The sequence below is a fragment of the Pseudoduganella violaceinigra DSM 15887 genome, assembly GCF_000425385.1.
GTDB lineage: Bacteria > Pseudomonadota > Gammaproteobacteria > Burkholderiales > Burkholderiaceae_D > Rugamonas > Rugamonas violaceinigra.
On the sequence record NZ_KE384359.1, the window covers coordinates 66,308 to 91,121 of the forward strand.

Genomic DNA, 24,814 nt, shown 5'->3' on the forward strand with positions numbered 1-24,814 from the left:
GGAAAGACTTTTGTATAATTTGGCACTGAGTAATATTGCCAATATACAATAGTTGAAATCCAATGGAAGAAGTCACCACACCTAGTCCAACCAAGCCCGCCCGGAAATGGGCGCGCGCCGTCGTCTACCTGCTTGCGGCCATCGGCCTGATCCTCACCATCATTATCGTCATCGGAATGATGCAAAAGAAGGGGCGGCCGGATCACACGTTTGACGCGGATGAAACCGTGTCCGACTTGATGACGCGCAATTACGGCAAGTACTCGGAAGCGCAAAAGGGCTGGCTCTTTGTCGATGACGCGGACCATACGACCTATATCGTCACGGTCGTCCAGCAAAAGAAAATCGCGGGCAAGGATGGCGATGAGCTTTATCTCGTTACCAGCGGCAAGCCCCTCGATGCGAGTACCACCGGCACCTCCTTCTATGGCGTGTTCCAGCTGCGCTGGACCGGCGACCAGCTTTACCAGTACAGCAGCCCGCGCACGCTTGGCGCCTATGAACCGGTGACGCCGGAACAGGTGCACTTCGAAGCCTTGAGCGCGGATGTGTGGGGCTGGGTCGTGAAGACTGTCGTCAAGGAAGAGACCGAGAATGCCAGCGTGGTCACGACGCGCAACGTGGTCCTGGCGCTGCACGACGAAAAGATCGTCGAACTGGCTGAATTCAACGCCGCGCTGGATCAGACCGGCCAGGGCGATTGCACGGAAACCGAATACCACTATGCCGAGTGGAAGAAGGCGCGCAGCGAACGTAAGGCCGCCGCCGCCGCGCGCGCGGCATCGTCCACCGGCGATGAGGCGAGCGAAGCGGCCAGCGCGCCCGAAGAGGAAGAGGGCGATGGCGAACACTTCGACCCGGTGCGCTGCACCAAGCTGCAATGGTCGTACCGCACCGACCCGGTATCCGACTCGACCTTCACGCCCCTGTACATCACGCGCAAGGCCGGCATGGAAGAAGGCGTGCAGGTGCCTGCAAAAACCTGGAAAGTGATGTTCGATCCGAAGAGCTTCAGCTACCTGCTGCCGGACGAATTGAAGGTGTCGCTCGGCGAAGAGTGATGCGCTGAAACCGTTTCGCAGCACCACGGCAAATCCAGAATCCCCGCTTGCGAGCGGGGATTTTGCGTTTCTGGCTAGCGGAACTGCGCCAGGATCTGGGCCAGCGTTCCGTCCCGGGTGAGTGTGGCAATGGCGTGGTTGGCCTCCGCCAGGCTGAGATGCCCCTGGCGCGATACGGCGCAGCGGGTCTTGAAGCTTGCCGCCGGCAGGGGCGGGTGCAGTTTCAGCGGCACCGCCCGCAAGCGCTGCCGGTAGTCGAGGACGGCGCGCGCGATCAGGATGTGGTGAACCCGGCCGCGCGCCAGCTTTTCAAAATTGATCTCCATATTGGGCGAGTTTTCGCGCGCAAAGCCGGTCCCGAGGACGGTCTCGATCTCGGGATGCTGGTAGCCCAGGATGGTGCCTATGGGCTGGCCGCGCAGGTCGGCGATGGCGAGCGGGCGCGGCTCGCTGGCAGCGGTGACCAGGACTTCCTCGGCGGTGAACACCGGTTCGCTCCACAGGTAATCGCCTTCGATCCACTGCGGTGCATAGCCGCACAGGATGTCGGCCTCGCCCTTCTGCAATGCTTTGGCAATCCGCTTGCGCGGCAAGAGCAGGAAACGCACCTCGCGCCCGGTGCTGCGGGCCAGCGCTTCGCCCAGCAATTTGTGCACGCCGTCGATCAGCAGGCCGTTTTCAATGCGTGCCATCGGCATATCGGCCGCCCGGTCGACCAGGACGACTAGTTCGCCGCAGCGCCCATACGGGGCGGCCATGAGAAGGCAGGCAAATGCGAACAGGCGGAACAGTCTCATGTTTCGGGCGCGCGCTGGGATTTCCCCATTATGCGCCAGTTTGGGGACCGCCGGCCGCTGCATTCCCTAACGTGGCCGGCATGCTGCGCGCGACGGTCATGACCACCATGTGCGCCTTTAAGCTGACGGACGACCGCAAGGCATTGCTGCCGGTGCTGGCGGGGTCCGTGGTGGCGTATGGCTGCATGGCGAACACCATGCACCGCTCGCTCCTGATCACCGTGCCAATCGCGTCACCAAGGACGGCGCGGTGCTCGGCTCGCAGGCTGGATAAGCGTTCAGCCTCACCGCGTAAGTGAGATTCCGTCGCGCTGGTAGTGTTTTCCGCGAGCTAATGGGCCGGCGCGGTCGCCGGCCGCCAGTTCGCATACTTGCGGTCGATCAGCGCGGAGGTACCGTCTTTCACAATGTCGGCCATGGCGGCCGACATCGCTGTAATCTGTTCGTCGGGCACGGCCTTGTTGCAGGCCAGGTAGGCGCGCGAGGTGTGGAATGTGAGCAGGGGAACAATCTTGCCCACCAGGCCTTCCTGGGACAGTACGCCGTTGGCCAACTGGTGGCTGGTGACCCACAGGTCGATGCGCTTGCCGATCAGCTTGCGGGGATTGGAGAAATTATCCGGCGCGGCATCCACCATGAAGCCGCGGTCCAGCAGATACTGCGCCCGCACGTCGCCGCTATAGCCGCCAATGCGCAGCTTCTTGGCGTCGTCCAGGGTGTCCAGGCGGAAGGAGGAATTGGCCAGGCCGTACAGCGTCCAGTCCACTTCGCGCAGCGGGCCGACCCACTTGAAGAGCGTCTCGCGTTCCGGTGTGCGCGAGGTGGAGAACACGCAGGAATCCGGGGTGCGCAGCGCCAGTTCGTAGGCGCGCCGCCAAGCCATGATTTCTATGGTGTAAGCGATACCTGCGCGCGACATGATTTCTTTCACTTTATCGGGCGAGATGCCGTAAATCCGGGCGCCGTCGCGCATGATGTCGGGCGGTGTGTATTCGGTGAATAGCTGCAAAGCGCCCGCCTGCGCTGCCAGCGGGAGCGCAAATGCGGTGGCGGCGAGTAGCAGCTTTATGGCGATCATCGGCTCATCATGTGCGCGTTGCCAGGTGAAGTCAATCGCAGCAATCGGGCTGGCGGATGGGGACACCATCGGCAGCGCGCCACGCTGGAGGCGCTGCCGATTGAAGCCTGTCGCACATAAGCCGCGTTGTGACAAAGCGTGAGTTTCAAAGGGCTGTTGCTGTCTATACTGAAAATTCTCAGTGGCAACATCTCCCCCCTTACAGGAGCCCTCATGAACAGCCAGGTCATCCCCGAAAGCCATTTGCAGGACGTCGAACTCCAGGCGATTAACGCCGCACTCAACCGTGCCCAGGCCGTCATCGAGTTCCAGCTCGATGGCACCATCCTGCACGCCAATGCCAACTTCCTAAGTGCGGTTGGCTACACGCTCGATGAGGTTCAGGGGCACCATCATTCGATGTTCTGCGACAGCGCTTTTGCTTCCAGCGACGCTTACAAACAGTTCTGGGAGAGCCTGCGCAGCGGCCATTACGAGCAAGGCGAATTCAAGCGCCTGGGCAAAGGCGGGCGCGAGATCTGGATCAATGCCTCCTATAACCCGGTGTTCGATGCCGAAGGCCGGCCTTACAAGGTGATCAAGTTCGCCACCGACATCACGGCCAGCAAGTTGCGCAACGCGGAATACGAGGGCAAGGTCAGCGCCATGGACAAGGCGCAGGCCGTGATCGAATTCGATATGAGCGGCCATGTGCTGGCGGCCAACAGCAACTTCCTCGATGCGATGGGTTATACGCTGGACGACATCAAGGGCGAACACCACCGCATGTTCTGCGAAACCGAGTATGCCGCCAGCGTCGATTACAAGCGCTTCTGGCAAAAACTGAACCGCGGCGAATTCGACAGCGGCCGCTACAAGCGCGTCGGCAACGGCGGCAAGACGATTTGGATCCAGGCCACCTACAACCCGATCCTCGACATGAATGGCACGCCTTTCAAAATCGTCAAGTTCGCCAGCGATATCACCGAGCAGGTGCTGATGGAGCAGGGCATCAAGGAGAAGGCCGCCAGCGATGCGGCCAAGATCGAACGCCTGCTCGACGCGGTGGCGCGCGCGGCCAAGGGCGACCTGACTGCCGAAGTGCCGCTGCGCGGGGAGGAGCCGCTCGACCAGCTGGGCGCCGGCATCGGCAAGATGATGGCGGACTTGCGCGGGGTGATCGGCCAGGTGGTGATGTCGGCCACCGCCTTCGCCGACGACGCCGAGGAAATCGCCAACCGCGCCGGGGTGGTGGCGGGCGGCTCGCAGGAGCTGGGCGCCACGGTGGAGGAAATGAATGCCACGGTCGACGGCCTGACCCGCTCGATCGACGCCATCGCCACCAGCACAGGCCATGCCAACGACCTGGCCCGCTCCACCCAGGACGAAGCGGAGGCCGGCGCCAAGGCGGTGGCGCGCTCGATCGAGGCGATGGACTTGATCAACCGCTCCTCGGAAGATATCGGGGAAATCGTCAAGGTGATCAGCGATATTGCCAACCAGACCAATATGCTGGCTTTCAACGCCGCCATCGAAGCGGCGCGCGCCGGCGAGCATGGGCTGGGCTTCTCGGTGGTGGCCGACGAGGTGCGCAAGCTGGCCGAGCGTTCTTCCCAGGCGACCAAGGAGATCTCCAAGCTGATCAGCGAGTCGGTCAAGCGGGTCAATACCGGCAGCGCCATCTCGCACCAGGCCAGCGAAGCCTTCGACCGCATCGTCAAGGGTGTCGGCAAGACCAGCGAGGCGATCGCCGAAATCTCGCATGAGGCCAAGGAGCAGCTCTTGTCGGCGCGCGAGGTGGGTGTGGCCATCAACCATATTGCCGAAGCGGCGGAACAATCGGCCGGCAGCTGCGACAGCATCGCCGCGTCCACCTCCAGCCTGAATTCGCGCGCCGGGGAATTGAACAAGCTGGTCGCCGGCTTCGTGGTGTAGGCATGGATGCCCTGCGCGTAGTGCCGGCCGCCGAGCCGGCCGGCAGCGGCGTGCCGGCCGTCGAGCTGTTCGGCTCCTTCCTCCTGGGCGGCGGCGAGTTCGCGCTGCCCGCCCTGAGCATCCGCGAAGTGGTGAACTTCCCGGAGCGCATCACCAGCGTGCCGCTGGCGCCCTCTTATCTGGAAGGCATGTTCACGCTGCGCGGCAGTGTGATCCCGGTGGTCAACCTGGGACGCCTGTTCGACCCGGCAGCGCCGGCGGCCGAAGCGTCCAACAAGATCGCCATCATCGACCACGGCGAAATGCAGGTCGGCCTGCTGGTGCATGCCACCGGTGAAATCCTGCGGGTGCGGCCCGAACAACGCAGCCGGTTGCGTTATGCGGAGGGTTCGACACAAGGGGTAGTAGCCGGCACCATTTTGTTGGACGAGGGACGGCGCCTGATTCAGGTGCTCGACATCGAGCGCCTGGTGCGCATCGAGAACGTGCCGCAAGTCCAATCAATGCGCGCCAACGGCGCGGAAACGCGGCGCCAGCTGCGGGTGGTGGGCGCACGCCGCCACGCGATCAGCTTCCACGCCGCCGGCGCCCGCTTCGCAATGGAGATGACGGCGATCCAGGAAATCGTGCGCGTGCCGGAGCTGGCCGAATCGGTCCTGGCCGGCCCCCTGTGCCTGGGGCGCATGCACTTTCGCGGCCTGCAGGTGCCGGTGGTGGACTTTGCGGCGCTGGCCGGCGGCCAGCGGGCGCAGGAGCGCGGCGAGCAGCGCATCCTGGTGGCCCATATCGGCGAAGCGACCATCGGCTTCCTGGTCGACCAGGTGGAAAGCATCCTGCATTTCACCAGTGATGAAGTACTGCCGATCCCGCTACTGAGCAAAGCGCGCAGCGAGATGTTTGCCGGTTGCGTGGCGCGCGCCGGCGAGCAGGACGTCATCCTGCTGGCGCACGAGGGCATCTTCTCGCACAGCGAGATCGGCGCGCTCGATCTGGGCCACCGCCAGCTCTATCCGGCCCAGGCCGAGGCGGCGGCGCAGCAGCGCACCGGGCGCAAGGTCTACCTGAGCTTCCGGGTGGGCGAGCTGTACGCGCTGGAGCTGAAGCAGGTGCGCGAGATCATCGACCACGCCGGCGACATCAGCCATCCGCCCGGCATGCCGGACTGCCTGTGCGGCGTGCTGAACCTGCGCCAGCAGCTCATCAGCCTGGTCGACGTGCGCCGCCTGTACGGCATGGATGCCGCCAGCGAGGACGTGGGCAAGGTGCTGGTCATCGAGCGCGAAGAAGGGCGCTACGGCCTGGTGGTCGATGCCGTCGCCGACATCGTCACCGTCGATGACGGCAAGCGTTTAGCCGCGCCTTCATTGATGAAAAGGCAGGAAGAAGTGCAAGGCCTGTCGGCCGAATCGCATGAGGTGCTGGAGCTGCCGCAGGCTGATGGTGGGACGCTCAGCGTCTGCTTGCTCGATCTGGAACGCGTGATGAGGCGAATTCTGCATGTCGCGTAATCGCGACGAAAAAAAAATTTCAAACGTCTTCACTGGCCGCCCCGGTCTCGCGCAGAAACGCGAACCGGGGCGCGCCGCTTTTTATACAGCCTTTACCTAAAGGCGCTATTCAAAGAAGGTCGACATGAGTGCGGCCGCTCGATGGCGGGGAGCGGCGCGCGAAGCGCACTTCAATGTGCGTGACCTCGCAGATCGGCGCAAAAAAAAAAGAAGAAAATCATTCGTGCTGGTTGCGCATCGACAAGCTTTCGTGTACTTTGCGAACTTGAAATCGCGTGAATATGCAAGCACTGTTTTTTGAGTGTGTTGTTACCGCAAAAATCGAAGAATAATGGGAACCAAAAACGCATAAGTATGCTGAAAGACCACACGACGACAGCGGAGCCGCTCTCCTGATCCTTCGACCAGGCCGGGCGGTTTTTTCTTTGAATGCTGGTCGTAACACGTGGCCCGACGAGGGTTGAGGAGCTGAATTGACGCCCCGCCCGCGCAATCGTCGCGACATAGAATTTGAGTCCTGCGCTGCCCAGCACCGGCGTAGGAATCGATGGCTGAAGCGCTGCACTTGTGAGGAGGTGCAGCAGTTCAGCTGGGTGCCGAATTCATTAGCGCAAACCGCAATCCTGTTTGCGCCGATGAATAATTCGCCTGGTCCAGCGCAGGGCCGGACGGGTTTTAAATTTGTGCGTGAATTTTCCCATCCCAGATGAAGGAGATCTAAAAATGGCAACCGCCGCTAAGAAGAAACCAGCAGCCGCGAAAGCAGCTGCTCCAGCCAAGAAAGCCGCCGCTAAGCCGGCCGCTAAAGCCGCAGCGAAGCCAGCTGCTAAACCAGCTGCCAAGAAAGCCGCTGCTAAACCAGCCGCTAAACCAGCAGTCAAGAAAGCCGCCGCCAAGCCAGCTGCAAAACCAGCAGCGAAGAAAGCAGCAGCTAAGCCAGTAGCGAAGAAAGCCGCTGCTAAGCCAGCAGCAAAACCAGCAGTGAAGAAGGCAGCCGCCAAGCCAGCAGCGAAGAAAACCGTCGCCAAGGCAGCCGCTAAGCCAGCAGCGAAAAAAGCCGCAGCAAAACCAGCAGCGAAAAAAGCCGTCGCTAAAAAAGCCGCAGCTAAGCCAGTAGCAAAGAAAGCCGCAGCTAAGCCAGCAGCGAAAAAAGCCGCTGCGAAACCAGCAGCGAAAAAGACCGTAGCGAAAGCAGCTGCCAAACCAGCGGCCAAGAAAGCTGCTGCCAAGAAGCCAGCAGCCAAGAAAGCCGCTGCCAAGCCAGCTGCGAAGAAAGCCGCTGCCAAGCCTGCTGCCAAGAAGGCCGCGCCGAAAGCTGCTGCCAAGCCAGCCGCCAAGAAGCCAGCTGCCAAGAAAGCCGCTGCCAAGCCAGCTGCTAAAAAAGCCGCTCCTAAAGCCGCCGCAAAACCAGCTGCCAAGCCTGCAGCTAAAAAGGCCGCCCCAAAAAAAGCCTCGGCTAAGCCAGCAGCCAAGCCAGCTGTTGCGCCAGTAGCCGTAGCACCGGCTGCAGCTCCTGCTGCAAAACCAGCAGCCCCTAAAAAGGCCGCTGCCAAGAAACCTGCCGCTCCTAAGAAGGAAGCTGCGAAGCCAGCGGCAGCAGCACCTGCTGCTGCCCCAGTGCCAGCCGCCGCTCCGGCAGCAAAAACCGTGATCGCCCCGGCAGCCGCCTGGCCGTTCCCGACCAGCACCCGTCCTGCTTAAGCGTTTGAACGCTTAGCGCCGGATGGCGAAAACACCGCTGTGTGAGACAATCGCACAGCGGTTTTTTTATTTGGAGTGGACTTGTGTTTGATATTCTGAAGCTGATCGTCGATGTGATAGCGAGCCTGCTTGGCGGCGTGCTGCTGCTGCGATTCTGGATGCAGGCCATCCGCGTCCGCCCACCGCCGTCGGTGGCGCAGTTTACTTTTCAGCTTTCGGACTGGCTGGTGCGCCCGCTGCGCCGCATCGTCCCCGGCATGGGGGGCTATGACTGGGCCAGCCTGATCGGCGCCTTCCTGATCGTGCTCCTGGCGACCTCGATCGACTTCCTGGTCGGCCTCTCGGTGGAATTCGTGCTGCTGGCGGCCCTGTACCGCTTCCTGCAGTGGATACTGTTTGGCTTCATGGCACTGCTGTTCATCGAAGTGCTCTTCAGCTGGGTCAATCCGCACGCACCGATGGCGCCTTTCGTGTATGCGCTGAACCAACCCTTGCTTAAGCCGATCCGCAAGGTCGTGCCCTTGGTCGGCAACCTGGACTTATCGGTGATGGTGGCAATGGTGCTGCTCCTGATCGGCCAGAAGGTGATTGGCATGCTATTCGGGTTCCAGTGAACCGTGCCTGGTGTTCCCCGCTGCCGGGCGGCGTGCGCCTGGCGGTGCAGATCCAGCCCAATGCAAAGAAGACCGAGGTGGTCGGGGTCCTGGACGACGCCCTGAAGATCAAGCTGGCCGCGCAACCCATCGAAGGGAAGGCGAACGAGGCGCTGGTGAAGTGGCTGGCCGGGGCCCTGGGCGTTGCGCGCAGCGCGGTGACGCTGACGCACGGGCAGACCAATAAGAAGAAGTTGCTGGAGGTGGCGGGGGTGACGCTGGAGGATGTGGCGCGCCTGTTAAACCGGTAAAGCGAGGTCTGACCCGCGGCCTTTGAACAGACGGGGTCTGACCCTGCGGGTCCGACCCCGGTCGACCGGACTTAGAAACGATACCCGAACGCCGCCTCGAACTTGTCGGCAATCTCCGCAGGCGTGAACACATGGTTCTGCGCGCCCTTGGTGACGATCTTGATTGCGCCCAGCAGGCTGGCCAGGCGGCCAGTGCTTTCCCAGCCCAGCTCATTGACCAGGCCGTACAGCAGGCCGGCGCGGTAAGCGTCGCCGCAGCCGGTCGGGTCCAGGTCCAGCGAAGTATCCACCGCCACCGCCGGGATATCGATGCGCTTGCCGCCGGTGTAAATCTCCGAACCCTTCTCGCCACGGGTCACGATCAGCGCTTCCAGCTTGGCCGCGATATCCGGAATGGTCAGGCCGGTGCGCGACATCAGCAGCTCGATCTCATAGTCGTTGCAGGTCACATACGTGGCCTTCTCGATGAAGCCGATCAGCTGGTCCGGGGTGAACATCGGCATCTGCTGGCCCGGGTCGAAGACGAATGGAATGCCCAGGCGCGCCAGGTCTTCGGCGTGCTGCAGCATGCCCAGGTGGCCGTCCGGCGAAATGATGGCGAGGCGGGCAGCGCCGGCCTTCTCGATCGGGTTCTCGTGCGCGAAGGACATGGCGCCCGGGTGGAAGGCGTTGATCTGGTTGTGGTCCGCATCGGCGGTGACGAAGCACTGCGCGTTGTAGGCATCCTTCTTGATCAGGATATTGTCGGTCGAGATGCCCAGCTTCTGCAAACGCTCCAGGTAGGCGGCGCAATCCTGGCCCAGCACGCCGACGATGCGCGGGTCCCCGCCCAGCATCTTCAGGGAGTAGGCGATATTGCCGGAGCAGCCGCCAAACTCGGTGCGCATGGTCGGCACCAGGAAGGAGACGTTGACCTTGTGCAGCTGGTCGGCCAGCAGGGTGTCGCCGAAGCGGCCTTCATATTGCATGATGATGTCGATGGCCAGGGAGCCACAGACCAGGGCGGTTTTTGTCATGGTATTTTATGGATAGAAAATGGCGATGTGATAGCCGGAAGCTTTCAGCTCTTTCAGCTCGAAGTACAACTTAATGCTTTGCTCGGTGCGCGGCCCGAAGCCTTTGTCCACTTCGGTCGCATCGGCCAGGTATTCCTGCGGGGAAAATACGCGGCGCAAGACCGGTTTGTCGGCGCTATCGTTGAGAATCAATTCGATGTGCGGCCAGGCTTGCGCGATCTTGGACTGGTTGCGCAGCACCGTGGCGAAGCTGAAGGTGTTCTCGGCCAGGCCGGCCAGTTCGCCCTGTTCGATGCTCAGCGCCTCGAGCTGGGTCGGCAGGGCGATCTTGCAATCGAGCGGTTCGCACATGGCGATCAGCACCGGCTTCAATTGCGGGTAGTTGGCGGCCAGCGTGTCGCGGAAGGTGGTGCCCGCCTGCAGCGCCAGACCGGCCAGCAGGAACGGGATCCCGATCGCCATCGCAGTATTCATGGCCCTGCCGTAGCGCTGCCTGCGCTCGACGCGCTTCACAAAACTCAGGTCGGAATGGTCGATTTCCGCGCTGGCGTGTTCGTCGACGCCGGCCAGGGCGCGCATGCGGGCAGCCGCCGCCTGTGCGCTGTCTTCGACGGGCTCGATGGTGTCGCTGCTGGGCTCCGCGGCGGCGGGCGGTGCCTCCTCCGGTTCCGCCGGGGTCTGAGCAATGGCGTTGCGACGGGCCTGCATACGCTTCAGGGCACGCTCGCGGCGCGACTCGGGGGCCGGCTCGGGCGCCGCGTCCTCGGGCAGGGAGGCGCCGTCGTCCGGCACGTCAGTATTCACGGCCGCGATCGCATGCAGGGCGGTGTCGTCGCGCTCAGTAGACTCCGGCGAAGCCGGCTCGGGCGCGATCGCAACGGCGGACCAGGGCTGCTCATCCAAGGACGGCTCGCCCGCGCTGTCCGCATCCACGGTGGCGGCATGCCCGGTTTCGGCTGAGGGCGGGGTGGCGTCCGGCGGCTCGTCCAGCGACAGGTGTTCCACCTGCTCGCTGTCGGCGGGGACGGCGAGGAAGATCGGTTCATGCGGCGTGCCGAACGACGGTTCGATGCGGCCATCCGGGGCCACATGGTCGGCCGACCACTGCTCAATGGCGGCCACCAGCGCCTGCCCGGCGTCCGGGGCGGCTTCAGGCGCAGCGTGCGCCGCCGGCTGTTCGGCCGGAGCTTCCTCGATCGCGAGTGGAGGTGCAGGGGCGGCGGACAGCTCTTCAGCGACCGGCGGCGCATTGTCCGCCAGGTGCGCCGGCTGCGGCGCAAGGTCGGCATCATCCACGGCATGGAAAGCCTCTGCCGGGCTGGCCAAGTCGCCTGGCAGTGCTGTTTCTTCAAGCTCGAATTGCGGTGCCGGAACCGGTGCGATAGGCGCTGCTGGTGCTGGTCCTGCTGCGGCCTCCGCCGGGATGTCAGCCGCCGGTGCCGGCAATGCCGCGCTGTCCTGGGCGGACGCGCTGGCAGGCGCCACGTCCTCAACTTTCAACGGCCCTGCGGGCAGCGGTATGATGGTGGGCGCCGGTGGGGGGGCGACCTCTTTCGGCGGCGCCGGCATTTCAGCGGCAAACGCGGCGTGGAATGCTGCTCCAGGCTGTGCCAGTTGGCTTGGGCGCGCTTTTTCTTCAGCTCGCAGCGGCGCCGCAGGGGCGGCCTTCTGCGGTGGAATGGTTTCCTTGGGAGCTGCCGGCATTTCAGCGGCGAAGGCGGCGTGGAACGCCTCGCCCGGTTCCACCAGGGACCAGGTCGGAGCTTTGTCTTCGGCCGGCGGGCGCGCAGCAGGCGTGGCCGGGGCGGCAGGCACCGCCATCGAGGGCTTCTCGCCCAGCGGCGCAGGCTTTTCATCGGCGATGGCGGCGAGGAATGCTTCGTCGGGCAGCGCGAATTCCCAGGTCGGCGATTTTTCCACGGCCGGCGCTGCCGCAGGTGTGGACGGCGCGCCGGTTGCGCGGGAACCCAGCGCCTGGGCGGTGTCTTTCGCGGGTGCGCTGACCGCTGCCGCTGTTTTCTTCTCCGCCATCGGCGTCGCAGGCGCGGCAGGGGGCGTGGTGGCGTGGGCAAATGCGCGCGCTACTGCTGCTTGTGCCGCAGCATCGGCGGGCGAGGGCGCGGGCGCGGCCGGGGCTTGCGGCGGGGCAGCGGCGGTGGAGCGCCAGACTGCCGGCGCTGGCGCTTCGTCGCGCGGTGTATTGTCGAGCGGGGCCGGCGGCGGGCTGGACGGCTGGGCCGGGGTTGCCGGAGCTGCCGTGCGCTGCTGGGGAATGGCCGGCTTCGGTGCTTCGGCAAAATCGAGCTCGAGCTCGAAGTCGACCGGCGAACCATGGACGTAGTCGGAAATCGCCGGCACGGCGGCATGCGGTGCGCCAGCGTCTGCCGCGACATCGGGAATCACCGGGGTAGGCTTGGCGGCCGGTTCCACCAGTGCGGCATTGCCGTCGAAAACCTGCGAGCAGGAGCCGCAGCGAACGATGCCCCCGCGCAGTTTCAGCTGGTCGGCCGCGACCCGGAAGATCGTACTACAGTGGGGGCATTTAGTGGCGAGCGCCATCAGTCGGGAAACTGCCTTAAGCCAGAGTGCCGGACAGGCACACCCAGCCTTCGTGCTCAGCCCAGACGCTCAGCTTGATGAACGGTGCATAAGCCGCGGCCACTTCTTCCGCCTGGCGCGCCAGCACGCCGGACAGCACCAGGGAACCGCCCGGCGCCACGCGGCCCGACAGCATCGGCGCCATCAGCTTGAGCGGCGAGGACAGGATGTTGGCGACCACGATGTCGAAACGCTGGGCGGCGAACGCCGACTCCGCGAAATCGTCCGGCACGAAGTATTGGATATCGTCCACGCGGTTGCGCAGCGCATTGTCGCGGGCCGACACGATGGCCTGTGGATCGATATCCACACCCGCCACCGTCGTGGCGCCCAGCTTGCGCGCCACCATCGCCAGGATGCCCGAACCGCAGCCGTAATCGAGCACGGTCTTGCCGGGCGCCGGATGGGCTTCCAGCCATTCCATGCACAGCTTGGTGGTCGGGTGCGAACCGGTGCCGAAGGCCAGGCCCGGGTCCAGTTCCAGCACCAGGGCGGACGGATCGGGGGCCTCGTGCCAGCTCGGCACGACCCAGATATTCTTGCCGATATGGATAGGTTCAAACTGCGACTGGGTCAAACGCACCCAGTCGGCGTCCGCCACCTTGCGGGTGGTGAACTTGGGCAGGTGAGCCAGCCCGATCGCGCCGGCGGCAGCCGCCACGATCAGGGCCTGGTCTTCCTCGTCATCGGTCAGCGCGACGACGCGGCTGTGATCCCATGCCGCTTCGGTCGGCTCCATGCCCGGCTCGCCGAACAGGGGTTTTTCGGCGTCGGTGCCTTCATCGGCATCCTCCACCGACACCGACAGCGCGCCCGCGTCCATCAGCGCTTCGGACAGGGCCTCAGCGTGGTCACGGGCGACTTCGATGACGATTTCAGTCCAGCTCATAGATTACTTACCTGCCTTATTTACCTGCTTTAGGCATTTCTGCCAGTCGTTGTTCCAGATAGTGGATGTTGGTGCCACCTTCGATGAAGCGCGCGTCTACCATCAGCTCGCGGTGCAGCGGGATGTTGGTCGAAATGCCTTCCACCACCATTTCCGAGAGGGCGATCTGCATGCGGCGGATGGCTTGCTCGCGGGTCGCGCCGTAGGTGATCAGCTTGCCGATCATCGAATCGTAGTTCGGTGGTACAAAGTAACCCGCATAGGAGTGCGAGTCAACCCGCACGCCCGGGCCACCCGGAGTATGCCATGCCGTGATGCGGCCTGGCGACGGGGTGAACTTGAATGGATCCTCGGCATTGATACGGCACTCGATGGCGTGACCGGACAGCATCACGTCGCGCTGGCGGAAGCGCAGCTTCTCGCCGGAGGCAATGCGGATCTGCTCCTGCACGATGTCGATACCGGTGATCATTTCGGTCACCGGATGCTCCACCTGCACGCGGGTGTTCATTTCGATGAAATAGAACTCGCCGTTCTCATACAGGAATTCGAAGGTGCCGGCACCGCGGTAGCCGATTTTGCGGCAGGCTTCGGCGCAGCGGTCGCCGATCTTTTCGATCAGCTTGCGCGGGATGCCTGGTGCCGGTGCTTCTTCGATCACCTTCTGGTGGCGGCGCTGCATGGAGCAGTCGCGTTCGCCCAGCCATACGGCGTTTCGGTGTTCGTCGGCCAGGATCTGGATTTCCACGTGGCGTGGGTTTTCCAGGAACTTCTCCATATAGACTTCCGGATTGCCGAAGGCGGCGCCGGCTTCCGATTTGGTCATGGTGACCGCGTTCAGCAGGGCCGCTTCGGTATGCACCACGCGCATGCCGCGCCCGCCGCCGCCGCCGGCGGCCTTGATGATCACCGGATAGCCGACCTTGCGGGCGATCTGCACGATGAGTTTCGGGTCATCCGGCAGGGCGCCGTCGGAGCCGGGCACGCAAGGTACGCCGGCCTTGATCATGGCCTGCTTGGCCGACACTTTGTCGCCCATCAAGCGGATCGATTCGGCGCGCGGGCCAATGAAGACGAAGCCGGATTTCTCCACGCGCTCGGCGAAGTCCGCGTTCTCGGACAGGAAGCCGTAACCAGGGTGGATCGCTTCCGCGTCGGTCACTTCGGCCGCGGAAATGATGGCCGGCATATTCAGGTAGGACTGTGCCGAAGGCGCCGGGCCGATGCAGACGGATTCGTCGGCCAGCTTGACGTATTTGGCGTCACGGTCGGCCTCGGAGTGCACGACCACAGTCTTGATGCCCAGTTCGCGGCACGCGCGCTGGATGCGCAGGGCGATTTCACCGCGATTGGCAATAAGGATTTTTTCAAACATGGCAGCTTCTATGTTTGTGTGGGAAAGGGAGGTTGTGCTGGCCGCTGTCATATCGTCGGCGGCCATGGCCCGGCTTTAGCCGATCACAAACAGTGGCTGGCCGAATTCGACCGGTTGGCCGTTCTCGACCAGGATCTGGGTGATGGTGCCGGATTTGTCGGCATCGATCTCGTTCAGCAGCTTCATCGCTTCGATGATGCAGAGGGTGTCGCCTTCCTTCACGGTGGCGCCCACTTCGACGAAGGCAGGGTTGCCAGGGGCGGAAGCGCGATAGAAGGTGCCCACCATTGGCGACTTCACAACGTGGCCGGAGATTTCGGGGGCAGCCGGCGCGGCGGCTGGCGCGGCAACCGGTGCTGCGACAGGGGCGCCAGCAGGGGCGTAATGGGTTGGCGCTTGCGACGGCATCATCACTAGCTGGTTTTGCGGCAGACCGCCGGACTTGACGATGCGAACCTTGCTTTCGCCTTCGGTCACTTCCAGTTCAGCGATGTCCGACTCTGCAACCAGGTCGATCAGCGTCTTCAGCTTGCGTAGATCCATGTTGTTGGCTCCCTTGTTCTATCTATTATGTTGACGGTTTCTGCGATCTCGCCTTATGGGCGCTATCGCGTTAGATGTGTGCAGATCGCGGTAGATTAACTGCTTTTTAAAGCAAAGTCGATGGCGAGACGGTATCCCTCGATACCTAGCCCGCAGATCGTTCCCTGTGCGATTGCGCTGAGATAGGAATGGTGGCGGAACTCCTCCCGCCGATAAATATTCGAAATGTGTACTTCAATAAAAGGCAGCGCCACGCCGGCCAGGGCATCGCGCAGGGCGATGCTGGTGTGGGTGTAGCCTCCCGGATTGATGACAATGAAATCCACGCCCTCGGTGCGGGCTGCGTGGATACGGTCAATCAACGCTCCTTCGTGGTTACTTTGGTAACAGGCGAGCTGGGCGCCGGCTGCCTTGGCTTGCGCCTGCGCTGCCTGTTCCACGTCGGCCAAGGTGCTGGCGCCGTAGGTTGCAGGCTCGCGCGTCCCCAACAAATTCAGGTTGGGGCCATTAAGAAGCAGCAGGTTCCTTGCCATGATTCCCTGACCATTTTCCGCGAAAGTTCCGCATTTTGCCGCCATCTACGAGCATTGGCAAGAGAAAATAGCTTTGCGGAAGCTAATAGAACGGTCGTTCGCCGGCCGTCTTCGGCTAGTTGAAGCCCGCCAGGTCGGCTTTCAGGGCATCGAATTTGAGGCGCGCGAGATAGGTCTTTTTGACCGTACCATCAGCGCCGATAAGGACTGTGAAGGGCAGCCCGCCTTGCGTATTGCCGAACTTGCGCGACAATTCGGTGCCACTCATGCCGGCCACATAGATGGGGTAGGCGACTTTCACTTTTTGTGTGAATTCTGCAATATTGGATGGCGAATCGATACCGATGCCGAGCACCTGGACCTTTTTTCCCAGTTCGGAATTTTGCAATTCAGACAATTCCGGCATCTCTTCCACGCAAGGGCCGCACCAGGATGCCCAGAAGTTCACCAGCAGCGGTTTGCCTTGCCATTTCGATAGCGCTTCCTGTTCGCCTTTTTCGTTTGGCAAGGTTTCTGCCAGCAGGGCGGTGACCGGGTTGCCCGGGCTTGCCACGGCGGCAACGGGGCCGTCCGCGGGTGGGGTGTGCAGGGCAAACCAGGCACCGGCGCCGGTGAAGAGGACGGCGACCGCGCCATACATCAGGATTTTTTTCATTGTTGGGCTGGGTGGGAGCTGTTGGTGAGGATGCTGCGCACTTCGGCGATATCGGCGCGCAGCAGTCTATCGCCGCTTTTCTTTTTCGCGCCGCGCAGGTCGTCCTGTTCGTACAGTTCGACGTGGACGCCGGTGTTCTTCCACATGAAGCTGGCCGTTTCGACATCCTCGAAACGGGGGCCGCGGAAGTGCGGCGATTCGGAGATTTCGATTTGCAGGTTCTTGTTCAGGAGGTAAATCTCGACTTCCTTGGCGCTGTCCACGAACACCTGCAGGTGGATGTCGTCGTGCATGCCGGCGGTACCGGTGAGGACGGAGCCGGTCAGGAAGGGCTGGTACTGTTCCAGCATCTCCATGACCTGCAAGGCCTGGCCGCGCAGCCTGAATAAATGGGCTGGATGGGTGTCTGCATTATATAGAGCGTGGTACAGGCGGACTGCTTCTTCGATCTGCTCGTTATCGGGGAGGACGTCGGTCAAGTCGCGTGCCTGGGCATCGCCCAGGATCTGGCGCGCGGCCTTGCGCTTGGCGCTGCTGTAGTCGGCGCCGTCCTGCGCGATCATGCGTGCGGCGGCGGCGGCGATTTCGGTTTTGACTTCGGTGTTCATGAATGCATCATACCTAAAACCGCAAAGCGGGGTCAGACCGGGTCGCCATCCGGCAAAGGGCCGCCCCCGCTTGACCGGATTTGAATCAGGTAAAATCCGGCTCTTGATTCTTTTCCATCATCACCATGCACATCCACATCCTCGGCATCTGCGGCACTTTCATGGGTGGCCTTGCCGTCCTGGCAAAAGAAGCCGGCCATCGCGTAACGGGTTGCGACGCCAACGTCTACCCCCCGATGAGCACACAGCTGCAGGCCCAGGGGATTGAGCTGATCCAGGGTTTCGGCCCTGAGCAGGTGGAACTGAATCCCGACCTGTATGTGATTGGCAACGTGGTCTCGCGCGGCAATCCGCTGATCGAAGAGATCATGAACCGCAACCTGCCGATGATCTCGGGCCCGCAATGGATCGGCGAGCACATCCTGAAGGATAGATGGGTGCTGTCCGTCGCCGGCACGCACGGCAAGACCACGACCTCGGCCATGGTGGCCTGGATCCTGGAGCATGCCGGCTACGCGCCCGGCTTCCTGATCGGCGGCATCCCGCAGAATTTCGGCATTTCGGCGCGCCTGAGCGGCCCGGGCGCCGACTCCGCGTTCTTCGTCATCGAAGCGGACGAATACGACACCGCCTTCTTCGACAAGCGCAGCAAGTTCGTGCACTACCGCTCGAAGACGGCCATCCTGAACAACCTGGAATACGACCACGCCGACATCTTCCCGGACATCGGCGCCATCGAAACCCAGTTCCACCACCTGGTGCGCACGGTGCCCGGCATCGGCCGCGTGATCGCCAATGCCGATGAGGCCAGCCTGCAGCGCGTGCTGAAACGCGGCTGCTGGAGCGAACAGGAAACCTTCGGCAGCGCCGACGGCGCCGACTGGGCCATGATCGAGCACGCCGACGGCAGCTTCGACGTCGTGTTCCAGGGCGCCACGGCCGCCCGCGTCAACTGGCAGCTGAGCGGCAAACATAACCGCGCCAACGCTCTCGCTGCGATTGCCGCCGCCCGCCACGTGGGGGTGCCGATCGCGGCCGCCGCCGAGGCGCTGGCCAATTTCCAGAGCGTCAAGCGGCGCATGGAAGTGCGCGGCACCGTCAATGGCGTGACCGTGTACGACGATTTCGCCCACCATCCGACCGCGATCGACACCACGGTCGGCGGCCTGCGCCAGAAAATCGGCAATACCGGCCGCATCCTGGCCGTGCTGGAACCGCGCTCCAACACCATGAAGCTGGGCACGATGAAGGATGCGCTGCCCGGCAGCCTGAAACAGGCCGACCTGGTGTTCGGCTTCGGCAGCGAAAAATCGCTGGGCTGGAACCTGGGCGAAGCCTTGTCGCCGATGGGCGCAATCGCCGCGGCCTATGACGACCTGGACGCGATGGTCAACGCGGTTGTGGCTGCGGCCAGGTCGGGCGACCATATTCTTGTGATGAGCAATGGCGGCTTTGGCGGCGTGCACCAGAAACTGCTGGAGGCGCTGCAGTCATGATTTTGTATTTGCATGGCTTCCGTTCCTCGCCGCTGTCGATGAAGGCGCGGCTGACCGGGGAGCGGATGGCGCAGCTTGGCCGCAGTGCGGACTTCATCTGCCCCCAGCTGCCGGCCAGCCCGAAACTGGCGATGGAACTGGCGTTCGGCCTGGTGGCCGGCGTGCCGGCCGCAGCGCTGACCATCGTCGGCTCTTCGCTGGGCGGCTACTACGCCACCTGGATGGCGGAACAACTGGGCTGCCGCGCGGTCGTGCTGAATCCTGCCGTGGTGCCGATGCTCGATCTCGACCAGCATGTCGGCGTCAGCACGGCCTACCACTCCGACCAGCCGTTTGAATTCAAGCGTGAATATATCGAGGAGCTGCGCGCGCTGGCCGTGCCGCGGGTGACCCAGCCTGCACGCTACTTCCTGATTGCCTGCACCGGCGACGAAGTGCTGGACTACCGTGACATGGTGGCGCATTATGCGGGCGCCAAGCAGAAGGTGGTGCCGGGCAGCGACCACGCCATCAGTGAATACGCCGACTACCTCGGGGAAGTGCTGGAATTTTGCGGCATCGCGGGCGACATCCGATGAAAGGTCAATCGCTGCGCCAGGCCAACTGGCACGGTCATCTGCTTGCCACGAACGCCCCGCATCCTTACCGCCGCTGGCTGGCGGGCGGCGGTTCGCTGACCAATAAGCTGAAAGCGCACAGCAGGGCTTTCCGCGTGCAGCTGCTGCACCAGGACACGGCCATCTGCCTGGCGGACGAAGCCAATATCATCGGCTATCACCGCCCCGGCCGCGTCTGGGAGAGGGAAGTCCTGCTGCGGTGTGATAATACGCCTGTCGTCTTTGCCCATACCGTGGTGCCGATGTCGGCGGACGCCTCGGATTGGCCGCTGTTCAGCGCCCTGGGCGAACGCTCGCTCGGCAGTACGCTGTTTGGCGACCCGCGCGTGCGGCGCGGCGAACTGGAATTTGCGCGCTTGCGCGCTTCCCATCCCCTGGCGCGGCGTGCCAGGGCGGCATTGGCGGCTAATGACGCCGCGGTGCCGGAGGAGGTTTTATTGTATGCACGGCGCTGCCTGTACCGGCGCCATGAAGGAACTTTGCTGGTGACCGAGGTCTTTTTGCCCCCGGTGCTCAAGCTTGAACGGAATAATGCGAAATGAATGTATTTTTTGAAGAATCGGGCGATTTCAAGGTCGGCAGCGTGCTGTCGCAGGCGGGCGAAGCCTACCAGGTGGAAATGGCCAGCGGCAAACGCAACAAGGTCAAGACCAAGGATGTGATGCTGCAGTTCGACAAGCCGTCGCCGGCCGAACTGATGGAGCAGGCCAAGGCCATCGCCGCCGATGTCGACCTGGACTTCCTGTGGGAAGTGGCGGGCGAAGAGGAATTCGGTTTCGCCGAGCTGGGCGCCGAGTATTTCGGCCATGCGCCGCAGGCGGCCGAAGCGGCCGGCCTGATCCTGAGCCTGCATGCGGCGCCGATCTATTTCCACAAGAAGGGCCGCGGCCGCTACAAGAAAGCGCCGGAGCAGACCCTGAAGGCGGCCCTGGCCGGCATCGAGAAGAAGAAGCAGCAGGCCGTCATCCAGGGCCAGTATGCCGAGGAGCTGAAGGCCGGCACCCTGCCGGCCTCGATGCAGAACATCGTCAGCCAGCTGCTGTTCAAGCCGGACAAGAACACCATCGAATACAAGGCGCTGGAACAGGCCGCCAATGAGGCACACACCACGCCGGCGCGCCTGATGCTGTCGGCGGGCGGCGTCAAATCGCCGAAAGAGCTGCACATGGCCAAGTTCCTGTTCGAGAACTTCCCGAAAGGGCACGGCTTCCCCGAGCTGCCGGTGCCGGCCGCGCCGGCCGGCCTGCCGCTGGCCGCGGTGGAGGCCTTCTCCATCGACGACGTGACCACCACCGAGATCGACGACGCCTTCTCCGTGGTGCACCAGGCCGATGGCAAGGTGCGCGTGGGCATCCACATCGCCGCGCCGGGCCTGGGCATCAAGCCGGACGACGCCATCGACAAGATCGCGCGCAGCCGCATGTCCACCGTGTACATGCCGGGCGACAAGATCACCATGCTGCCGGACAATATCGTCGAGGCTTTCACGCTGGCCGAAGGCAAGACCTGCCCGGCCCTGTCGCTGTATGCCGTGCTCGATCCGGCCGACTGGAGCGTCGTGTCGACCGAGACCCGGGCCGAGCTGGTCCCGATCGCCAACAACCTGCGCCACAACACGCTGGACGAGCTGGTCAATGAGGAAACCCTGGCCAGCGGCGCCGGCGACTATCCGCGCAAGGCCGAACTGATGTTGCTGTGGGGCTGGGCCCAGCACCTGGAAGCGGGCCGCATGGTCAAGCGCGAAGCGTTCGGCCTGAAGCCGGAGCAGAACAACCGCGTCGACTTCAACTTCTACGTGGAAGACGATGTGGTCACCATTGCGCGCCGCAAGCGCGGCGCGCCGCTGGACAAGATCGTCGCCGAGCTGATGATCTTCGCCAATAGCACCTGGGGCAAGCTGATGCACGAGCATGGCGTGCCGGGCATCTACCGCACGCAAGGGCAGGGCGTGGGCGGCTGGGCCGCCAAGATGCAGGTGCGCATGATGACGCAGGCCGCGCCGCACCAGGGCCTGGGCGTGGACCAGTACGCCTGGTCGACCTCGCCGCTGCGCCGGTATACCGACCTGGTCAACCAGTGGCAGATCCTGGCCTGCGCCTCGCACGGGGTGACCGCGCCGATGGTGGCGCCGTTCAAGCACAAGGATGCCAACCTGTTCGCCATCGTTTCGGCCTTCGACGCGGCCTATGCGGCCTATGGCGATTTCCAGTCGAATATGGAGCGCTACTGGTGCCTGCGCTGGCTGGGCCAGCAGGATGCCAAGGAAGTCGAGGCGGTGGTGCTAAAGGATGAAGTGCTGCGCCTGTCCGAGATTCCGCTGATCGTGCGCATGCCGGGCATGCCGGCTGTTGCGCGCGGGGCGCACGTCAAGCTCGATGTGCTGCGCTGGGACGAAGTCGACCTGGCGATCGAAACCCGCCTGCAGGAAGGCTCGATTACCCTGCCGTCGGAACCAGCGGTAGAACTGGACGAGGAAGAATCGCCTGCCGATCCCGCCCAGCCGACCGAGGTCGACGCGGAAGAGGCGTCGCGCGCCAGCGAAGCGGTGGTGACGGAGCCGGACCCCCAGTAAACCCGGTAAATCGGGTCCGGCCTGCGGGCCGGACCGCTGCGGCGTATCCGCCGTACCGGGTTTGTCGTAGAATTCAGGTTCTCAAAAGCATCATTCCAGATTCCAGCGCGTGAAGTCTTTCAAAGAAAACCAGTTCCTGTTCATTGCCACCGCCGTGTCGGTGGCATTCCACGCCGTTGCGCTGACGGTGCACTTTGTTGCCCCCGCAGCGTTCAAGGTCGAACCCACCGACCCCGGCCTCGAGGTCATCCTGGTCAACGCCAAGCATGCGTCCAAGCCCCTCAAGGCGGATGCGCTGGCGCAGGCCGACCTCGATGGCGGCGGCAATGCCGATGCCGGCCGCGCCAAATCCCCGCTGCCGAATATGGGCCGCATGGAGGATGGCGACAGCATCAAGGCGTCGCAGCGCTACATCCAGGAAATGGAGGAGCGCCAGAAAAACCTGCTGACCCAGCTGAACAAGAGTCCCGTGACGGCGGCGCCTGTGACTGAAAAGAAACAGTCCGAGCCGAACCAGACCGGCACCGACCTGATCGAAACCAGCAAGGCCCTGGCGCGCAATGTGGCGGAAATCACGCAAACCATCGAAGACCAGAACAAGCGGCCAAGGAAGACCTACCTTTCGCCGACCACCAAGGGCGTGGGCTATGCGATGTACTACAAGACCTTCCAGCGCCGCGTGGAAGACATCGGCACCCTGAACTTCCCGCAGAAGAACGGCAAGAAGCTGTATGGCGAACTGGTGCTGAATATCCCGATCTTCATGGATGGCAGCATCTATCTGAAAGAGGGCGGCATCCGCGTCGAAAAGAGTTCCGGCAACCCGGCGCTGGACGAGGCGGCCATCAATATCGTGCGCCGCTCCGCCCCGTTCGGCAGGTTCCCGCCGAATATGCTGTCGCAGGACCGCGATGATCTGTGGGTGATCATCACCACCTTCAAGTTCACGCGCGAAGAGAAACTGGAAGCCAACCTGACCGGCGGCTACTACTGATGGACCGGTACTGCGTCTTCGGCAATCCGATTGCCCACAGCAAATCGCCGGAGATCCATGCCGCCTATGCCCTGCAGACCGGCCAGCAACTGCACTACGAGAAGCAGCTGGCGCCGCTCGATGGCTTTGCCGCCGCCGTCCACGCCTTCATCGCCGCCGGCGGCAAGGGCGCCAATGTGACGGTGCCCTTCAAGCTGGAGGCGCACAAGCTGGCCAGCGCCCTGACCGTGCGCGCCCAGGCTGCCGGCGCCGTGAATACCCTGGTGTTCGGCGCCGACGGCAGCATCACCGGCGATAACACCGATGGCGCCGGCCTGGTGGCCGACATCGTGCAGAACGCCGGCGTGGCGCTAATCGGCAAGCGCGTGCTGCTGCTGGGTGCCGGCGGCGCCGCGCGCGGCGTGGTGCTGCCGATCCTGGAGCACCGTCCGGCCGCCCTGGTGATCGCCAACCGTACCGTCGCCACGGCGGCGGCCCTGGTCGAACAATTCGGCGCACTGGCCGGGCCGGGCGTGCTGAGCGCCTGCGGCTTTGCCGATGCCGCGGAGGCGTTCGATGTTGTCATCAATGCCACCTCCGCCAGCCTGAGCGCCGACCTGCCGCCCGTGCCGGCCGGCGTCTTCGCACCGGGCGCGCTGGCGCTGGACATGATGTATGGCGCCCAGCCCACCGTTTTCCTGCAATTTGCCGCCGGCCACGGCGCCGTACCCCGCGACGGCCTGGGCATGCTGGTCGAGCAAGCCGCCGAAGCCTTCCAGCTCTGGCGCGGTGTGCGCCCGCAGACGGCGCAAGTACTGCAGGCTCTGCGCGCCAAGCTATGAGCAAGAAGCTGAAGTGGTTCCTGATCGTGCCGGTCGCGATCTTCCTTGCCGTGCAGCTGTACTTCTTCGTGCAGATCTGGTGGTGGGTCGACCATAACCCGGGCATGACCGCTTTCATGCGCGAGCAGCAGGCGGCCATGCAGGAAAAGGATCCGAAGGCACGCGTCAAGCAGATGTGGGTGGACTACCAGGCCATCTCGCCCAACCTGAAACGCGCCGTGATCGCCTCTGAAGACGCCAATTTCGCCGAACACGAAGGCGTGGACTGGGAGGCGATGCAGAAGGCCTACGAGCACAACCAGGAAAAGAAGAAGGGCAACAAGGTCCACGGCGGCTCGACCATCACCCAGCAGCTGGCCAAGAACCTGTTCCTCTCCGGCTCGCGCAGCTATCTGCGCAAGGGGCAGGAATTGATCATTACGTATATGCTCGAAATGCTGATGGACAAGCGCCGCATTTTCGAGATTTACCTGAATGTGGCGGAGTTCGGCCAGGGCATCTATGGTGCCGAGGCGGCGGCGCGCCATTACTACCGCATCCCAGCCGCCAAGCTGGGCGCGGAACAGGCGGCGCGGCTGGCCGTGATGCTGCCACGTCCCAAATACTACGATGCCCACCGCGACTCGTCCTACCTGGCGCGGCGCACGGGCATCATCATGCAACGTATGAATTCGGCGGAGTTACCGTGAAAAAATATCAACAAGGCGTCAGTCTGGTCGCGGTGGCGGTCGTCATGGGGCTGCTGGGGGCGGTGGCGGTGTTCGCCCTGATCTCGATGCGGCAGGAGCGCAACCTGTTTTCCGAAGGGTGGAACAAGGTGGGGGCCAAGGCCGCTGCCGTCGCGGCACCGGTGATGGCGGAAGTGGCGCCGGCCGCGCCCATGCGCAAATGTGTCATCAATGGCAAGACCGTGATTTCCAACACCGAGTGCGGCGACACGGGCAAGGTGATCGAGATCCACGATACGCGCGGCATCGAAGCGCCGAAGGAACCGCCCAAGCCGAAAGCGCAGCCGGAAGCCGTGTCGAGCGCCACGGCCCGCGCCATCGAGCGCGCGACGCAATAAATCCGCTGTCTCCGGCGTGAAATATTTGCATCGCCAGGGGTGGCAACGCGCCCCCCTTTGCGGGTACA

At 63.4% G+C, this 24,814-nt stretch carries 24 protein-coding genes; 14 read left to right on the forward strand and 10 right to left on the reverse strand.

Annotation, left to right across the window (positions count from 1 at the left end):
* Positions 1-62 precede the first annotated feature (62 nt).
* Positions 63-1,061 carry a hypothetical protein gene (locus H597_RS0125205; protein ID WP_028104550.1) on the forward strand — a complete coding sequence of 333 codons (999 nt, stop codon included), beginning with the start codon at positions 63-65 and terminating at the stop codon, positions 1,059-1,061.
* 74 nt (positions 1,062-1,135) lie between these two features.
* On the opposite strand, the gene H597_RS32455 is transcribed toward H597_RS0125205, so the two are convergent.
* Both H597_RS32455 and H597_RS32460 read right to left on the reverse strand, forming a co-directional pair.
* Positions 1,136-1,858: a substrate-binding periplasmic protein gene (locus tag H597_RS32455; protein WP_161630642.1), complete on the reverse strand. Its 723-nt coding sequence runs from the start codon at positions 1,856-1,858 to the stop codon at positions 1,136-1,138.
* 331 nt (positions 1,859-2,189) lie between these two features.
* A complete protein-coding gene (locus H597_RS32460; protein WP_035375293.1) occupies positions 2,190-2,936 on the reverse strand; it encodes a substrate-binding periplasmic protein in 747 nt (248 codons plus the stop codon).
* 213 nt (positions 2,937-3,149) lie between these two features.
* Between H597_RS32460 and H597_RS0125225 the strand changes: the two genes are divergently transcribed.
* From H597_RS0125225 to H597_RS0125245, 5 genes are all read left to right on the forward strand, one after another.
* Positions 3,150-4,850 carry a methyl-accepting chemotaxis protein gene (locus tag H597_RS0125225; protein ID WP_028104551.1) on the forward strand — a complete coding sequence of 567 codons (1,701 nt, stop codon included), beginning with the start codon at positions 3,150-3,152 and terminating at the stop codon, positions 4,848-4,850.
* A gap of 2 nt (positions 4,851-4,852) precedes the next feature.
* On the forward strand, positions 4,853-6,358 hold the full coding sequence (locus H597_RS0125230; RefSeq protein ID WP_035375262.1) for a chemotaxis protein CheW: 1,506 nt from the start codon (positions 4,853-4,855) through the stop codon (positions 6,356-6,358).
* A 687-nt stretch (positions 6,359-7,045) separates the two neighbouring features.
* The gene (locus H597_RS34410; protein ID WP_211232082.1) at positions 7,046-8,059 is read left to right on the forward strand and encodes a hypothetical protein; all 1,014 of its coding nucleotides are present in this window, start codon (positions 7,046-7,048) and stop codon (positions 8,057-8,059) included.
* Between the two features lie 83 nt (positions 8,060-8,142).
* Positions 8,143-8,673 carry a YggT family protein gene (locus H597_RS0125240; protein ID WP_229632245.1) on the forward strand — a complete coding sequence of 177 codons (531 nt, stop codon included), beginning with the start codon at positions 8,143-8,145 and terminating at the stop codon, positions 8,671-8,673.
* Complete coding sequence (locus tag H597_RS0125245) at positions 8,670-8,963, forward strand: DUF167 domain-containing protein (RefSeq protein WP_028104554.1); 294 nt, start codon at positions 8,670-8,672, stop codon at positions 8,961-8,963. Before H597_RS0125240 ends, H597_RS0125245 begins: the two co-directional genes overlap by 4 nt.
* A 71-nt stretch (positions 8,964-9,034) precedes the next feature.
* Here H597_RS0125245 and H597_RS0125250 read toward each other — a convergent pair whose 3' ends face one another.
* The 8 genes from H597_RS0125250 to H597_RS0125285 all read right to left on the reverse strand — a co-directional run bounded on the left by H597_RS0125250 (position 9,035) and on the right by H597_RS0125285 (position 17,180).
* On the reverse strand, positions 9,035-9,979 hold the full coding sequence (locus H597_RS0125250) for a carbohydrate kinase family protein (RefSeq protein WP_028104555.1): 945 nt from the start codon (positions 9,977-9,979) through the stop codon (positions 9,035-9,037).
* 6 nt (positions 9,980-9,985) lie between these two features.
* Positions 9,986-12,538, reverse strand: a complete 2,553-nt coding sequence (locus H597_RS36145; protein WP_028104556.1) for a DUF3426 domain-containing protein — start codon at positions 12,536-12,538, stop codon at positions 9,986-9,988.
* Positions 12,539-12,554: 16 nt separating this feature from the next.
* Entirely contained in the window at positions 12,555-13,466 is a 912-nt protein-coding gene (prmA, locus tag H597_RS0125260; RefSeq protein WP_028104557.1) for a 50S ribosomal protein L11 methyltransferase, read from the reverse strand.
* Between the two features lie 16 nt (positions 13,467-13,482).
* A complete protein-coding gene (gene accC, locus H597_RS0125265; RefSeq protein ID WP_028104558.1) occupies positions 13,483-14,841 on the reverse strand; it encodes an acetyl-CoA carboxylase biotin carboxylase subunit in 1,359 nt (452 codons plus the stop codon).
* Between the two features lie 75 nt (positions 14,842-14,916).
* On the reverse strand, positions 14,917-15,384 hold the full coding sequence (gene accB / locus H597_RS0125270) for an acetyl-CoA carboxylase biotin carboxyl carrier protein (RefSeq protein ID WP_028104559.1): 468 nt from the start codon (positions 15,382-15,384) through the stop codon (positions 14,917-14,919).
* A 95-nt stretch (positions 15,385-15,479) separates the two neighbouring features.
* The gene (aroQ, locus tag H597_RS0125275; RefSeq protein ID WP_028104560.1) at positions 15,480-15,917 is read right to left on the reverse strand and encodes a type II 3-dehydroquinate dehydratase; all 438 of its coding nucleotides are present in this window, start codon (positions 15,915-15,917) and stop codon (positions 15,480-15,482) included.
* A 115-nt stretch (positions 15,918-16,032) separates the two neighbouring features.
* Positions 16,033-16,572 carry a TlpA disulfide reductase family protein gene (locus H597_RS0125280; RefSeq protein ID WP_028104561.1) on the reverse strand — a complete coding sequence of 180 codons (540 nt, stop codon included), beginning with the start codon at positions 16,570-16,572 and terminating at the stop codon, positions 16,033-16,035.
* Positions 16,569-17,180 carry a hypothetical protein gene (locus tag H597_RS0125285; RefSeq protein ID WP_028104562.1) on the reverse strand — a complete coding sequence of 204 codons (612 nt, stop codon included), beginning with the start codon at positions 17,178-17,180 and terminating at the stop codon, positions 16,569-16,571. Before H597_RS0125285 ends, H597_RS0125280 begins: the two co-directional genes overlap by 4 nt.
* Positions 17,181-17,305: 125 nt before the next feature.
* On the opposite strand from H597_RS0125285, the gene mpl reads away from it, so the two are divergent.
* From mpl to H597_RS0125325, 8 genes are all read left to right on the forward strand, one after another.
* Positions 17,306-18,676 (forward strand): UDP-N-acetylmuramate:L-alanyl-gamma-D-glutamyl-meso-diaminopimelate ligase, encoded by a 1,371-nt coding sequence (gene mpl / locus H597_RS0125290; RefSeq protein WP_083941281.1) that lies wholly within the window; start codon positions 17,306-17,308, stop codon positions 18,674-18,676.
* The gene (locus tag H597_RS0125295) at positions 18,673-19,254 is read left to right on the forward strand and encodes a YqiA/YcfP family alpha/beta fold hydrolase (protein WP_028104564.1); all 582 of its coding nucleotides are present in this window, start codon (positions 18,673-18,675) and stop codon (positions 19,252-19,254) included. The genes mpl and H597_RS0125295 overlap by 4 nt, the downstream gene beginning before the upstream one ends.
* Entirely contained in the window at positions 19,251-19,835 is a 585-nt protein-coding gene (locus H597_RS0125300) for a chorismate--pyruvate lyase family protein (protein ID WP_028104565.1), read from the forward strand. Before H597_RS0125295 ends, H597_RS0125300 begins: the two co-directional genes overlap by 4 nt.
* The gene (locus tag H597_RS0125305) at positions 19,832-21,865 is read left to right on the forward strand and encodes a ribonuclease catalytic domain-containing protein (protein ID WP_028104566.1); all 2,034 of its coding nucleotides are present in this window, start codon (positions 19,832-19,834) and stop codon (positions 21,863-21,865) included. Before H597_RS0125300 ends, H597_RS0125305 begins: the two co-directional genes overlap by 4 nt.
* 109 nt (positions 21,866-21,974) lie before the next feature.
* Positions 21,975-22,859 carry an energy transducer TonB gene (locus tag H597_RS0125310; RefSeq protein WP_028104567.1) on the forward strand — a complete coding sequence of 295 codons (885 nt, stop codon included), beginning with the start codon at positions 21,975-21,977 and terminating at the stop codon, positions 22,857-22,859.
* Entirely contained in the window at positions 22,859-23,680 is an 822-nt protein-coding gene (gene aroE, locus H597_RS0125315; protein WP_028104568.1) for a shikimate dehydrogenase, read from the forward strand. Before H597_RS0125310 ends, aroE begins: the two co-directional genes overlap by 1 nt.
* Positions 23,677-24,369, forward strand: coding sequence for a monofunctional biosynthetic peptidoglycan transglycosylase (gene mtgA / locus H597_RS0125320; RefSeq protein WP_028104569.1), 693 nt, complete (start codon positions 23,677-23,679; stop codon positions 24,367-24,369). The genes aroE and mtgA overlap by 4 nt, the downstream gene beginning before the upstream one ends.
* Complete coding sequence (locus H597_RS0125325) at positions 24,366-24,746, forward strand: hypothetical protein (protein WP_051294108.1); 381 nt, start codon at positions 24,366-24,368, stop codon at positions 24,744-24,746. The genes mtgA and H597_RS0125325 overlap by 4 nt, the downstream gene beginning before the upstream one ends.
* Positions 24,747-24,814: the final 68 nt, after the last annotated feature.